The organism is Azovibrio restrictus DSM 23866, from assembly GCF_000429665.1.
Classification (GTDB): Bacteria; Pseudomonadota; Gammaproteobacteria; order Burkholderiales; family Rhodocyclaceae; genus Azovibrio; species Azovibrio restrictus.
The window spans coordinates 16549-29373 of sequence record NZ_AUCH01000027.1 but is presented as its reverse complement, the minus strand read 5'-3'; the positions used below and the strand labels follow the sequence as shown (position 1 = coordinate 29373).

Below are 12825 nucleotides of genomic sequence, written 5' to 3'. Positions count from 1 at the left end.
TCCTTTCGTCGAAACCCGATCCCCATCCCCATGAGCACCGGAGGCGCTTATTCCGCGCCAAAAAGACGGGGGAGTCCATCCCATCAGTCAACCGGTCGCCCAATCGGCTGCGCCGTTTGGGTTCCCTCCGCGCTGCGCGCTCCGGCGCCGGTTACCTCCAACGTTAGAACATCAATTCCTTCCCTCACCCCCTCCCCATCTCCCCCGCAATCCTCAAACACTCCTCCAGGCACCAATCCTTCCCGGTAGCCCCCATCCACCGGGCCACAATGACGGGGGTCTGGTAGAGCTCTTGCCGGGTCTTTAGTGCCAGCTTCAACAGCCGCACATCCTGGTTCTGCCTGTGCAACGAGCTAAACCTCTTTTGCGCCTCCTTCTCGTAGTGCTCATACTTCAAAAACCACTCCAGCTTTTCCCGCACCAGGTCAAAATTTCCGGATAGATCTTTCAGAACCCGTTCCGGAGTACTACCGTTGTTAAGCCGGTTTTCGACCTGCCACATTTGCGTTTCAGGATTGAACAGCGGCCTTTCCTTCGGCGCTGCCACCTTCGCCACCTCCACCCCCGGCAACACCCCCGATACCGGCGCCGAAGCCTGGGAATGCACCACCGGCTTTTCCCGCTCGTCCCTCCGGGCCTTCGCCGCCTTCACCGCCTCCCGCACCTCAGACCGGCCCGCCTCGCCCTTCCTGATCTTCTCGCACAACGCCCAGGGCGCATTCGATCCATTCGAAAGCAACTCCAGCTGAGCCACCCCCCGCAGGATCTCCAGGTCCTCAGTGATCCCATCCTCCAACAGCCGGCGGGCGTAATGCCCCAAGCGCTCCTGCAGCCCATACCGCTTCGACACCCACACCACCGACTTATGCACCCGCTGCGCCACCGCCTGCAGGCTCCCCAGCTCCAGGCGCAAGCGCTCCACCACGGCCGCTTCCTCCTGCAAGCTCAAGTCCTGCCGGTGGATGTTCTCCGCCAGCTGGTCCGCCTTCGCCTCCTCGGCCGACACCTGGCGCACCACGGCCGGCACCTCCAAGAGCCCCGCCAACCTGGCCGCCCTCAGCCGGCGCTCCCCGGCAATCAACACCAGGCGCACCCCATCCCGCCGCACCAGGAGCGGTTCCAACACCCCCCGCCGGCGGATATCGTCGGCCAGCTCCTGCAGCTGCCCATCGTCGAACGTCTCGCGGATCTGATCATCCACCGCAATAGCCGAAACCGGGACAAGGGCAAACTCCGGCGCCTCGGCCGGCGCCAGAATCTCCAGGTTCACCTGCTTCAACCTGGCCACCGCCTCCCGGGCCTGGTCGGCGGCAGAAGGCTTAGCCTTCCGGGCGGTTTTCGCATGCGAAAGTTTTTCCGTGGCCATGGTTAAGCCCTCCCTTGCATCAACAGATTTCGTGCCGCCGCTTCGGCCCGCTTGAAAGCAGAAACAAAGAACTCCTCCCCATCCCAGGGAAACTTCCACTGCTTCAACCCGGCACAAGCTGAAATAGCCTCCACATCCGCCCAGCCCCCACACTCCAGGTAAAACAGCGGGGCACTGTCCTTGTCGTACAGCAGCGCCATGTAACTACCGCGCCCCCAGACTTCCCCCGTCGTCATGACCAGGAACACCACGGAAGGCCCCCTGGGCCCATGCACCATCACCCCCTCAATAGCGGCGATGCTCTTCAATCCGATATCGAAGATTTTTTCCCTCAAGATGTACTCTGCCGCCCGGTACTCCAGGGGTCCGATATGCGCCTTCATTGCACACCCCCGACCTTCTGGAAATCCGAAAACCACTCGTTCAGCCCGACCTTCAGTTCATCCCCCTGGCAAATCACGGTCCCAGCCTTCCGCCGGTCCACAAACGCATGGCAGATCAAGAGTTCATCCCGGTAAGGCTTTCGCTTCGCCCAGCTCACCGCCTGCTCGATGCTTTCAAACGGATACTGCTTGCACCCCTTGGAACTCCGGTAGATCAAGAACAGCAGCGCCGGGACGGCCTGCCTCTGTTCTTTGAAACCTCTGGATGGAGCGGCGGCCCCTTGTTGGATTTGCTGGTTTTCTGGCTTGGTCGTCATGGTTACACCTCCTGTAAAGAAACTCCGTCTGTATGCGTATGGCCCGCCGTCCAGGACCACAGGCGCTTAAGCGGAAAGCAAGGGAGAAACCGGAAGCCGCAGCGGCTTTTTTTGCGACGCCTCACCGCAAAAAAACGAACGGGTGAGGATTTCAGGCGAAAGCACGCCTCAAGCTTTCGCCGGCCCTTGCTTTCTGCTTGCCTGTGGTACAGGTCGGCGGAAAAGGCCATACGGATACAGACGGGGGGGAGGAGGTAAAGCGGGGGCGATGGATTAGCCAGAAAACATCGGGCGCAGCCCGGCTAACTTAGGGCCTGCTCCTTTACTCGCATGCGAGGGCAAGCGGAGCGCGCAGCTTGTTTATGCACTACGGCATAGAGGCCAGTTAAAATGCATTAACAGAAACCATTCTCAACAACTGGCATGATATTTGAAGACGTATTGGGGGCCTACCTCTCCGCCCGCCCTCACTTCCGACGGGGCCCAGGTAACAACCGGGACCAATACAGCCTTGGGCACTTGCAGCCCCATTTCGGCGGGCGAAGAATCCGGGACCTGAAACGCTACGAAATCCGGAGCTACATCAATCGCCGCCTTGAACAGGGGGTGAAGCTCTCCACCGTCCGCAGGGAGCTGCGCCTGTTCTGCGCCGCCATCAACTTTGCAAAGGCGGAATTCGGCCTGGAAGACATGCCCAACCCGGTAGCACGGCTGGGACTGAGCAAGGAAGAACCCCGGGTTCGATGGCTGACCAGGCAAGAAGCCGCCACCCTGATAAAGGAGGCCGAATTCAATGCCCCCCGCCCTCACCTGCCGGCATTCATCCGGCTGGCCTTGAATACGGGCTGCCGGCGGGGAGAGCTGCTAAACCTTGAATGGTCCCGGGTGAACTTCGAGCAGAAACACATCCTCCTGGAAGCCAGACATAACAAGAGCCGCAAGCGGCGCACGATCCCGCTCAATGATGACGCCCTGTCGGTACTGAAGCGCATGGAGCAATGGCAGGAAGAAAAAGGCGTTCGTAGCCCCTGGGTGTTCGGATGGGAGCGGGGAAGAATTACGACCTTCAAAACTGCTTGGACCTCAGCCCTGAAAAGAGCCGGGATAACTGACTTTCGGATTCACGACCTGCGCCACACCTTCGCCAGCTGGATGGTCATGCAGGGAATTTCACTCTACGTCGTTAAGGAGCTGCTGGGCCATGCCAGCATTACGCAAACAGAGATCTATGCTCACCTGGCACCCAGCCAGGCCGAAGAAGCTGTGCAAAGGCTTTTGCCCTTCTGATCACCTGCAGGCCCTCCGAAGGCAGGGGTCGGACGTTCGAATCGTCTCGGGCGCGCCAGATTCTCGAAACAGGGCCCTTCTCCGGAAGGGCCCTGTTTCGCTTTTGGCTTCAGGCTCAGCTCCGCTCTCCGCCAGCCCGCCCCTATCTCTCCAGCACCATCACTCTCCCTGCTTGTCGCTGCCGGCCTCAGCTGGGCAGGTCAGCCCTGACCGCCACCATTTAATCTCATGGCATAATTCGCAATCCCAGTGGCAGCAGGTTGCGAACAGCAGCACTGCAGAATGCCGAATAGGCCGGGAGTTTGGGTTAGACAAGAGGGCTGGGGCTAATCTTCCAGCCCCCGGCATCCGCCAATGAAAACCCGAAGAGCCAGGGTTTGGCGGAGCGCATTGCTCACTGCAATACGCCCAAAACAACATGCTCATAAATTTATCAAGCGCCAAAGGAACATCCATGTCAGTCCAGCAAACGCTATACACACACGACAACTCCAAGCTCTATGCTTATGACCCTGCCACGAACACATTCACCCTGATCGGCTCGACCAACCACTCGTTGACCGATGTTGCCGTTGCACCTAACGGTGCCGCCTACGGGATCGGTTTTTCCACCCTGTATACCTTGAACCTGTCCTCGGGGGCGGCAGACAATGCCATCAATCTCGGACGCAACGACTTGAATGCCATGGTCGTAGACAACACCGGACGAGCCTTTGTAGCTGGAAACACCAGCAACACGATTTACCAGGTCGAGTTATCTACAGGCGCCCTGACCCCATTTGCGACATCTACAAGCTATTCGGCCGGGGACCTGATTGTCCTGAATGACAAGCTCTACCTCTCCACAACCAATGGGACGCTGGAAAGCTTCGATCTTGCCAGCGGTGCCCGGCTTGGCAGTGTGCAACATGGAATCTCCGATGTCTGGGGCATGGCTATTGGAGAATACGGAACGGTCTACGCATTCGCAGATAACAGGGTTTATGCCCTGGATCTGGTTACGGGGGAAGCGACCCTTACGACCACATTTCCTGCCGGCTATACCGCATACGGGGCGACCCAATCTTCCCCGAACTGGCAGCAGTGGTACACCGGTGCCTCCGGGAGTGACGTGCTCTCAGGCTCCACCGGCAACGACATGATCGCAGGCCTGGACGGGAATGATGTACTCCATGGGCACGCAGGAGATGACTGTCTGATCGGAGGAACCGGTGATGATATTTTGAACGGGCATGGCGGCCTGGATACAGCGAGCTATGCCAGCACGCTGACCGGCCACACGATCATCAGGACGGCCAACGGGCACACAGTCGCGGGAGAAGGCGACGGCAGCGACAGCCTGAGCGGTATTGAGAAAGTGCAATTTGCCGACATGACAGTCAATCTCACCATCCAGACAGCTGCCGCGGTGGCACCGGCAGCAGATGTGCAGCGTCTGATGGAATTGTATGTGGCATTCTTCAACCGCATACCGGATGCCGACGGTCTGGAATACTGGATCGGACAATATCGGGCCGGACAAAGCATCAACCAGATTGCCGAATCGTTCTACAACGCAGGGATACAGTATTCAGACCTGACGGGATTCAGCAGCAGCATGTCCCACGGGGACTTCGTCCATGTGGTGTACAAGAATGTGCTGGGCCGTGCGGAAGGAGCGGATGCGGAAGGCCTGGCCTACTGGAGCGGGAAACTTGCGGACGGCAGCGCCACCCATGGGTCACTGGTATCCGATATATTGGGTACCGCCCATACCTTCAAAGGTAATAGCACCTGGGGCTGGGTAGCCGACTTGCTGGATAACAAGCTGAGCGTGGCACACACCTTCGCAGTGGATATGGGCTTGAACTATAACGATGCCTCCGACTCCATTGCCAACGGCATGGAAATCGCGGCAGCGGTAAGCGCATCCTCAACGACCGATGCCATCCGCCTTATCGGAATCAATCCAGACAACCTCGATCTGGCCTGAGCCTCTCCACCCCGGCCATACAATTCGCTTCAGCAGCGGACTGTTTCCGGCCAGCCCCGTCCGGTGACCGACTCGGTTACTGTGGCCGGACGGGGTGCCGGCCCCGTGCTACGGAATCCGCCACCAGTCTCTGGTAGAGCGCCAGGGTACGGTCCCCCATCTGCTCCAGCTGGAACTCGGCCAGGGCCCGCCGTCGGCCGCACGCTCCCATTTCCCGGCGCAACTCCTCCTGGTTCAGCAGGTGCGACAAGGCTTGGGCCAGAGCCGCGGAGTCTCCGGGGGGAACACACAGCCCCGTAACGCCATGCTGATTCACGAAATCCACCCCGTTGTTAAGACGGGTGCTGACAACCGGCCGCCCGGCCGCCATAGCCTCCACCTGTACGATACCGAAGGCTTCCGCCTGAGTCACCGAGGGCAGGCAAAAGACATCACAGGCCTGGTAATAGGCAGGCAGTTCCTCATCAGGCACCAACCCCAGGAAAACCACCCGGTTTTCCAACCCCAGGGCAACCGCCTGCCCCTTCAAGGCATCAGTAAGGGGCCCTTCGCCCCCCAGCAGCAAGCGCACATCCGGATCCAGAGCGGCCATGGCCTGGAGCAGGACGTCAAAACCCTTGTAGGACACATGCCGCCCCAGGGCAAAGATCAGGCGCCCCGGATGGGCATTGCGAATCTGGAACGCCCGGGGATCAGGCTCCAGGAAACGCTCCAGATCGAAGCCAAAGGGAATGACCTGAAGCTTGTCCTGGATATCCAACCCGGATAGCAGCGGCGAACTGGAGAAGTGCGCGGGAGTAGCCACGACGATGGCACCCGCCTGGCGCAGCAGCCGGTTGAGCCAGGGCCGGTAGAGCCGGAGCAGCTGTTGCTGCCGCACCACGTCGGCATGCCAAGTCACAAGCCTGGGCACCCGGGCCGGGATGGCCATGGACGCCAGGTGAGACATGGGATCAGGAAAGTGCAGATGCACCAGATCGAAGGGGCGCATCCGATGCTGGCGCCAGGCCTCCAGCACCAAACCCGGAGAGAGGGCAAGACTGCCATCCACATTCCAGCTCGGAGTACGAATGACGGGAATCCCTCCTGGCAGAAGAAAGCGGCTCCCCCGAAAATCCCGGGAGGGCACCAGGTTAACAAACTCCACCTGGTCCCGAAGCGCGGTCAGCAAACCCTGGACATGGGCCTGGATGCCACCGGGCTGTGCATCACAGAACCGGCCGAAGCACAGCACACGCATGGTGGTTTCTCTCAAGCAGGCACGCCCGGACCGGACCCCAGCATCCAGGCCAGCGTTTCTTCGAGCGGGGGAGAGTCCCAGGCACCGATCAGTTGTCGCAAGTGATCAGGTACGCCCCCCAGAGTATGCACCTCGCCCTGACGCACGAAAGCCGGGTTGACGCACACCTCCATCCGGTGGCCGCTGAGCCGGGTCGCCAGCTCCAGAGCCGAACGCAAGGAAACGGTACGGCCGGAACAGATGTTCACCACCTGGCCAGGCGCATCAGCCGCCAGCAGACGCCGGTAGGCCTGGGCCACAGCCCGGACATCGGAAAAATCCCGGTAGACATCCAGATTACCCAACTCGATACGCTCCGCCCGACGCCGGAAATGGGCCACAATCTTAGGTAGCAGAAAGGACTCGGACTGCCCCACGCCGGTGTAATTGAAGGGACGAGCCAGGATGATGGGCAGTCGCTCCATCCACACCCGGGCCATATATTCCATGGCCAGCTTGCTCACCGCATAGTCATTGGCAGGATTGGGCGGCACCTGCTCATCCAGCAGTCCCTCCCTCTGGTTACCATAGACGTTGGCGCTGCTGGCCAGCAGCACCCGCTGCACGCCAGCCGCCTCGGCATCGAGGGCAGCCAGCAGGTTGCGGGTTCCGATCACGTTGGTCTGGTAAAACGCCGCAGGATCCCCGTGTCCGACAAAAGCCAGGGCCGCCAGATGCACCACCACGTCAGGAGCTGCCTGGCGCACTGCAGCCGTCAATGCCGGAGCATCCAGCAGGTCGGCCGGAAAAACCCGCTCACCCGCCAGTTCCGGCCGGCTGCAGGTGCCAAAGACCAGATAACCGGCTGCCTCCAGTTCGGCCGCCACATAACGGCCAGTGAACCCCTCAATCCCCGTGATCAGCGCCCGCATACCGCCCCCCTCAGAAGGAGAAACCCTTGCGGTTACGGGCCAGGTCTGCCTCCACCATCATCGCGCACAGGGCCTCCAGGCTGGTTCCTGCTTCCCAACCCAGGGCACGCCGGGCCTTGTCCGGGTTGCCGATCAGCAGATCCACTTCGGCTGGCCGGTAGAAGCGGGGATTGACCTGCACCAGCACCTGACCACTGGTTTTGGATACCCCTTCCTCAGCCTCTCCCTCGCCACGCCATTCCAGCTCCGTGCCCACGGCCTTGAAGGCCATAGTCACGAAATCCCGTACGGTTTCCGTACGCTGGGTTGCCAGCACATAGGTATCCGGCTCATCGGCCTGCAGCATGCGCCACATGCCCTCCACGTATTCCTTGGCAAAACCCCAGTCACGGCGGGCATCCAGGTTGCCAAGCTCCAGCAGTTGGGCAGAACCCAGGGCAATCCGCGCCACCGTGTCGGTGATTTTGCGCGTCACGAACTCCTTGCCCCGCAGGGGCGACTCGTGATTGAACAAAATGCCGCTGCAGGCAAAGATGCCGTAGCTTTCCCGGTAGTTCACCGTCATCCAGTGGGCATAGAGCTTGGCCACACCATAGGGACTACGGGGGTAGAAAGGGGTATCTTCGGCCTGGGGGATAGCCTGGACCTTGCCGAACATTTCGGAAGTGGAAGCCTGATAGAAGCGGATTTTCGGATTGACGATCCGGATGGCCTCCAACAGATTCAGAGGCCCCAGACCGGTGATTTCCGCAGTGGTCACCGGCTGTTCAAAGGAAACGCCCACAAAACTCTGGGCCGCCAGGTTGTATACCTCCTCGGCCCCGGTCTGCTGTAACAAACGGATGCTGGCCGACAGGTCGGTCAAATCATATTCCACCAGCTCCAGCTGGGGATGGCCGGCAATTCCCAGCTCCTCGATGCGCCAGAAATTAACAGAACTGGTGCGCCGGTAAGTACCAAATACCCGGTACCCCTTCTGCAGCAGCAATTCGGCCAGGTAGGCCCCATCCTGACCGGTGATACCGGTGACTATCGCCTTCTTCATGCGTACTCTTTCAACAGTTTGTGCCCTGCGTCACAGTCGCCGCAGGACGCCGATAAGCAAAATCGATCTATTCTTGGTGCCGTCCGTAGGAATCGTCGAAGCGAACAATGTCATCTTCACCCAGGTAAGAACCAGACTGGACCTCGATCATTTCCAAGGGTATCCGGCCCGGGTTGGTCAGCCGATGCACGACACCAAGGGGAATGTAGGTAGACTGGTTCTCCGACAACAGGATGGACTTGTCCCCCGTGGTCACTCGCGCCGTGCCCCTTACCACCACCCAGTGCTCGGCCCGGTGATGATGCATCTGCAGGGACAGGGACGCCCCGGGGTTTACAACAATCCGCTTGACCTGAAAGCGGCTACCGCAATCGATACTGTCATAGTGGCCCCAGGGGCGGAATATCTTGCGGTGCGCGGCAGATTCGGGGCGGCCTTCCCGCTTCAGGTAACTCACCACATCCTTGACCGACTGGAGCTGCTCCTTATGAGCCACCAGCACCGCATCGGCAGTTTCCACCACCACTAGGTCCTGCAAGCCCAGACAGGCCACCAGACGATGCCCGGAGCGAACGTAACAGCCGCTGCTCCCAAAGGAAAGCGCATCTCCCAACAGCACGTTACCGGCCTCATCCTTGTCGCTGATTTCCCAGAGGGCCCCCCAGGAGCCCACATCGGACCAGCGTGCATCCAGGGGGACAACCACGCCAACATCCGGGGGTAGATGCTCCATTACCGCATAGTCGATGGAATCGGCAGGACAGGCGGCAAAGGACTCGGAGGCCAGACGCACGAAATCACTACCGAACTCCCCGGCTTCCAGGGCCTCTTGGCAAGCACTGAGCATTTCCGGCTGTAGCCGTCCCAGCTGCTGCAGCCAGACTGAAGCCCGTACCACGAACAAACCGCTGTTCCACAGGTAATCCCCAGAAGCCAGGTAAGCTGCTGCCGTATCCTGATCCGGTTTTTCCACAAAAGCCTCGATGGCATGGGCGCCCCGCTCCCGAAGCATCCCCTTGCGGATGTAACCAAACCCGGTTTCCGGAGCCGTAGGCACAATCCCGAAAGTGACCACCCGCCCCTGGGCGGCATGTTCCACGGCCACTTCCAGGGCAGCCCGGAAGGAATCCATATTGCCAATGACGTGATCGGCCGGCATGACCACCATCACGGGGTCTTGCTCCCGCTCCAGCAATGCTGCCACCGTCAGGGCCGGAGCCGTATTGCGCCCACAAGGCTCAAGCAGGATGCGGGCATCCCCGGCACCCATCTGGCGCAGCTGCTCTGCCACCAGAAACCGGTAGTCTTCGTTGGCCACCACCAGGGGCGGCAGCAGCTCCAGCCCCTCCGGCAGTTGCCGTTCCTGCAATCGCGCCACTGTCGCCTGCAACATGGAGGCATCCTCCACCAGGGAGAGCAGCTGTTTGGGATACTGCTCCCGGGACAGGGGCCACAGACGGGTTCCCGACCCGCCACATAAAACCACGGATACCAGCTTCACGCTCATTCCTCCAGGGCTTAAGGCCGGCTTTCCAGCCAGGCATTGAAGTGCCGCATTTCCTGATCATCGAGTCGGCCCACTAGGCCCAGAAGATTCAAGCGGGCAACCACGTACTGGTAACGCCCCCGGTGCAAATCACGACGTGCATTGGCCACGGCCTGCTCTGCATTGAGGATGTCCAGGTTATTTCGGGTACCCGCCTGAAACCCCTTACGCGTGGAAAGCAACGTCTGTTCGGCGGACTTCAGGGCCAGCTCATAAGCACGCACCCAATGCACCCCCTGGGAAGCTGCATCGAACTGCTTACGCACCATCAGCCGCACTTCCCGCCGGGCAGCCTCCAACTGCTGCCGCTGTTTTTCCAGGCTGGCCTGAGCCTGGCGCACCACGGAATTGGTATGCCCACCGGAAAAAACGGGAATGCTGACCTGCACGCCGATCATGCTCGTATCGTAGGAAGTACCGATGCTGGTGTTGTTCTCGCTTTCGCTCTTGCTACGCTGAGCCACCAGATCCACCGTAGGCAGATGTCCGGAGCGGGCTTTCCAGACTTCCTTCTCCGCCGCAGACACACTGGACTGCAGCGCCTTCAGCTTGGGGCTCAAGGATTCGGCCACCTTGACCCACTCCTCCAGGTTGTTTGGCTCCGGCGGCTGCAACTGCACCCGCTCCGGATTCAACGTGGCCAGAGGCGTCAGAGGCCGGTTCACCAGCACCTGCAAGGCATCCAGCTTGTATTCCAGCGTGTACTTCAGCTCAATAGCCTGAGCCCGGGCGGAATCCAGGCTAGAGCGTGCCTCATCCACATCGGTACGGGTCCCCACCCCCGCCCGGAAGGACTTCTCGGCAGAGGACAGCTGAGTTTCAAAGGCCTTCTGCTGAGCCTCATTCACTTCCAGATCGGCCCGCGCCAGCAGCACATCGAAATAGGCCGCCACGAGGCGCATGGCCAGTTCCTGCCCGGCCTGATCCTGATTCGCATCGGCACTATCCACCTGATCCAGGGACTGAGCATAAAGGGCGAAGTTATAGGGCCGAAACAGGGGCTGCTTGAGCACAAGGGAATAATTATGACTGTCGTAGTCATAGGTCACGGTCCGCGGCCCGACGATGGTCTGGCTGGTCTGGTCCGTCGTGTTCTTGCTCTTCACCCCATTGATGGAAATATTGGGGAGCAACTGCCCCCTGGCCTGGGGCAGAGCCTCGCGCATGGCATCCGAATCCGCCTTCGCTGCCAGATAGGTGGCATCCGATACCCTTGCATCCCGATACAGGCTCAGGAGGTCATCAGCCCAGACCGGCTGCGACAGCAGCCCGGCCAGCAATATGGGCAGGAGTCTGCCCCGCATCGTGCAAGCCCCCATCTCACTCCTCCTTCATGGACACAGCGATTCGGCTCAGCAGGGGGCGCAGCAGATACATCAACATGGAACGTTCGCCCGTCACCACGACCACCTCCACCGGCATACCCGCCTGCATCTGGCGGCTACCCAGCATCTTCATCCCCTCGGGAGTGATGGAAACCCGGGCCAGATAGTAGGTCGCCCCGGTATGCTGGTCCGTGAGCAGATCCCTGGAAACGGATTCCACCTTGCCAGGCAGCACCAGTTGAGGCGTGTGGGCAAAACCAGAGAAGCGCACATCCGCCTCCTCGCCGGGAACAACCCGGTCGATGAGATGGGGGGGCACCCTGGTTTCCAGCAGCAGGAACTCATTCTGGGGCACGATATCCATGATCTTCTGCCCCGGGCCAATCACGCCGCCGACCGTCTGGGCCACCAGTCCCACAACCTGCCCCTCGGCAGGAGCGCGGATAACCGTACGCTCCAGGTCATTTCGAGCCGCCACATACTTTTCCGCATCAGCCTGGACCTGACTACGCACATCGGCCAGCTGTCCATCCACCTCCTTGCGGTAATCCTGCTGCCGCTGCAGATAGCGCAGCTTGAGCTCGGTAATTGCCCGGCGCGAACGTTCCAGATTTCCCATGATTTCCGCGATCGAGCCACTGGTTTCGGCGGCATTGCGCTCCAGTGCCAGCAGATTGTTGCGGGGAGCATAGCCCTCGGCCACCAGCTCCCGCAGCCCCTTCAACTCCTCCTGCATCAGGGCCAACTGGGCCTTGCGGCCTTCCAGCATGCCCTGATAACCCCGCACCGACGCTTCATAACCGCGCATGGATTCTTCCATAGCGTCCAGCTCCGCCTGCAGGGCCATACGCCTAGCCATGAACAGGCTGCGCTGGTTGCTCATCACCTGCTGGACGAGGGGATCTTCCTGAAGATCGAGCAGATCCTTGTGGAAAGCAACTTCCTTGGCGTTGCCCTGCTCCGCCTCCAGACGGCCCTCCGTGGCCCGCAGGGAAAAATAATGCTGCCGGATGGATTCCAGATTTGCCAGGGTGGTAGCGGAATCCAGCTCCAGCAAAGGATCGCCGGCCTTGACGAACTGCCCTTCCTTGACGTGGGCCACCTTGATGATGCCGCCAGTCAGGTGCTGCACAGCCTTGCTCTTGGTCTCAATGGCCACCGTACCCACAGTCGGCACCCCTTCGTCCAGGGGAGCGAAAGCAGCCCAGAGCAGAAAGCCGCCAAACCCAAGCCCCAGGACCCACAGGCCAAAGCGCATGGGAGAGGAAGTATCCGTGGGCAGGCTCTCCTGATCCGGCATAGTCGGCAAGCCATCCTTTTCCGGATTGACCGGTTCATTGGACAGGGCAGTACTGGGCGACCTGAAATCAAGCAGTTTTCGAATATTCATGACAATTCCGGGAAAAACCAAAATAAAGGGATGGCCTGGCGCA

The 12825-nt window shown here is 60.4% G+C and carries 11 protein-coding genes; 2 read left to right on the top strand and 9 right to left on the bottom strand.

The annotated features are described in order from the left end of the window. Positions 1 to 184: 184 nt before the first annotated feature. Genes G474_RS22280 through G474_RS0117255 form a run of 3 tightly spaced genes read right to left on the bottom strand, consistent with a single transcriptional unit; the run spans position 185 to position 2066 of the window. A complete protein-coding gene (locus G474_RS22280) occupies positions 185 to 1366 on the bottom strand; it encodes a ParB/RepB/Spo0J family partition protein (protein WP_051282400.1) in 1182 nt (393 codons plus the stop codon). 2 nt (positions 1367 to 1368) lie between these two features. Continuing rightward, positions 1369 to 1749, bottom strand: a complete 381-nt coding sequence (locus tag G474_RS0117260) for a hypothetical protein (RefSeq protein ID WP_026688055.1) — start codon at positions 1747 to 1749, stop codon at positions 1369 to 1371. Then, positions 1746 to 2066: a hypothetical protein gene (locus tag G474_RS0117255; RefSeq protein ID WP_026688054.1), complete on the bottom strand. Its 321-nt coding sequence runs from the start codon at positions 2064 to 2066 to the stop codon at positions 1746 to 1748. Before G474_RS0117255 ends, G474_RS0117260 begins: the two co-directional genes overlap by 4 nt. A 519-nt stretch (positions 2067 to 2585) precedes the next feature. Here G474_RS0117255 and G474_RS0117250 point away from each other — a divergent pair. Together G474_RS0117250 and G474_RS24500 are read left to right on the top strand one after the other, a co-directional pair. Continuing rightward, positions 2586 to 3353 (top strand): tyrosine-type recombinase/integrase, encoded by a 768-nt coding sequence (locus G474_RS0117250; RefSeq protein ID WP_211228142.1) that lies wholly within the window; start codon positions 2586 to 2588, stop codon positions 3351 to 3353. Positions 3354 to 3807: 454 nt separating this feature from the next. After that, a complete protein-coding gene (locus G474_RS24500; RefSeq protein ID WP_026688052.1) occupies positions 3808 to 5325 on the top strand; it encodes a DUF4214 domain-containing protein in 1518 nt (505 codons plus the stop codon). Positions 5326 to 5401: 76 nt separating this feature from the next. Here the strand turns inward: G474_RS24500 and G474_RS21420 are convergent, their stop codons facing one another. The 6 genes from G474_RS21420 to G474_RS0117215 all read right to left on the bottom strand — a co-directional run bounded on the left by G474_RS21420 (position 5402) and on the right by G474_RS0117215 (position 12782). Then, a complete protein-coding gene (locus G474_RS21420; protein ID WP_084513832.1) occupies positions 5402 to 6565 on the bottom strand; it encodes a glycosyltransferase in 1164 nt (387 codons plus the stop codon). Positions 6566 to 6576: 11 nt separating this feature from the next. Then, a complete protein-coding gene (locus G474_RS0117235; protein WP_026688051.1) occupies positions 6577 to 7476 on the bottom strand; it encodes an NAD-dependent epimerase/dehydratase family protein in 900 nt (299 codons plus the stop codon). 10 nt (positions 7477 to 7486) lie between these two features. Further along, on the bottom strand, positions 7487 to 8521 hold the full coding sequence (gmd, locus tag G474_RS0117230) for a GDP-mannose 4,6-dehydratase (RefSeq protein ID WP_026688050.1): 1035 nt from the start codon (positions 8519 to 8521) through the stop codon (positions 7487 to 7489). 67 nt (positions 8522 to 8588) lie between these two features. Further along, positions 8589 to 10028: a mannose-1-phosphate guanylyltransferase/mannose-6-phosphate isomerase gene (locus G474_RS0117225; RefSeq protein ID WP_211228141.1), complete on the bottom strand. Its 1440-nt coding sequence runs from the start codon at positions 10026 to 10028 to the stop codon at positions 8589 to 8591. A gap of 11 nt (positions 10029 to 10039) precedes the next feature. Continuing rightward, on the bottom strand, positions 10040 to 11371 hold the full coding sequence (locus tag G474_RS21415) for a TolC family outer membrane protein (RefSeq protein ID WP_051282399.1): 1332 nt from the start codon (positions 11369 to 11371) through the stop codon (positions 10040 to 10042). A 16-nt stretch (positions 11372 to 11387) separates the two neighbouring features. After that, positions 11388 to 12782 (bottom strand): HlyD family type I secretion periplasmic adaptor subunit, encoded by a 1395-nt coding sequence (locus tag G474_RS0117215; RefSeq protein WP_051282398.1) that lies wholly within the window; start codon positions 12780 to 12782, stop codon positions 11388 to 11390. Positions 12783 to 12825 lie beyond the last annotated feature (43 nt).

What these genes read in the sequence shown, in the direction of transcription:
- G474_RS22280 (WP_051282400.1), bottom strand. Translation starts at nt 1,366, where the DNA reads ATGGCCACGGAAAAACTTTCGCATGCGAAAACCGCCCGGAAGGCTAAG.
- G474_RS0117260 (WP_026688055.1), bottom strand. Translation starts at nt 1,749, where the DNA reads ATGAAGGCGCATATCGGACCCCTGGAGTACCGGGCGGCAGAGTACATC.
- G474_RS0117255 (WP_026688054.1), bottom strand. Translation starts at nt 2,066, where the DNA reads ATGACGACCAAGCCAGAAAACCAGCAAATCCAACAAGGGGCCGCCGCT.
- G474_RS24500 (WP_026688052.1), top strand. Translation starts at nt 3,808, where the DNA reads ATGTCAGTCCAGCAAACGCTATACACACACGACAACTCCAAGCTCTAT.
- G474_RS21420 (WP_084513832.1), bottom strand. Translation starts at nt 6,565, where the DNA reads ATGCGTGTGCTGTGCTTCGGCCGGTTCTGTGATGCACAGCCCGGTGGC.
- G474_RS0117235 (WP_026688051.1), bottom strand. Translation starts at nt 7,476, where the DNA reads ATGCGGGCGCTGATCACGGGGATTGAGGGGTTCACTGGCCGTTATGTG.
- gmd (WP_026688050.1), bottom strand. Translation starts at nt 8,521, where the DNA reads ATGAAGAAGGCGATAGTCACCGGTATCACCGGTCAGGATGGGGCCTAC.
- G474_RS0117225 (WP_211228141.1), bottom strand. Translation starts at nt 10,028, where the DNA reads ATGAGCGTGAAGCTGGTATCCGTGGTTTTATGTGGCGGGTCGGGAACC.
- G474_RS21415 (WP_051282399.1), bottom strand. Translation starts at nt 11,371, where the DNA reads ATGCGGGGCAGACTCCTGCCCATATTGCTGGCCGGGCTGCTGTCGCAG.
- G474_RS0117215 (WP_051282398.1), bottom strand. Translation starts at nt 12,782, where the DNA reads ATGAATATTCGAAAACTGCTTGATTTCAGGTCGCCCAGTACTGCCCTG.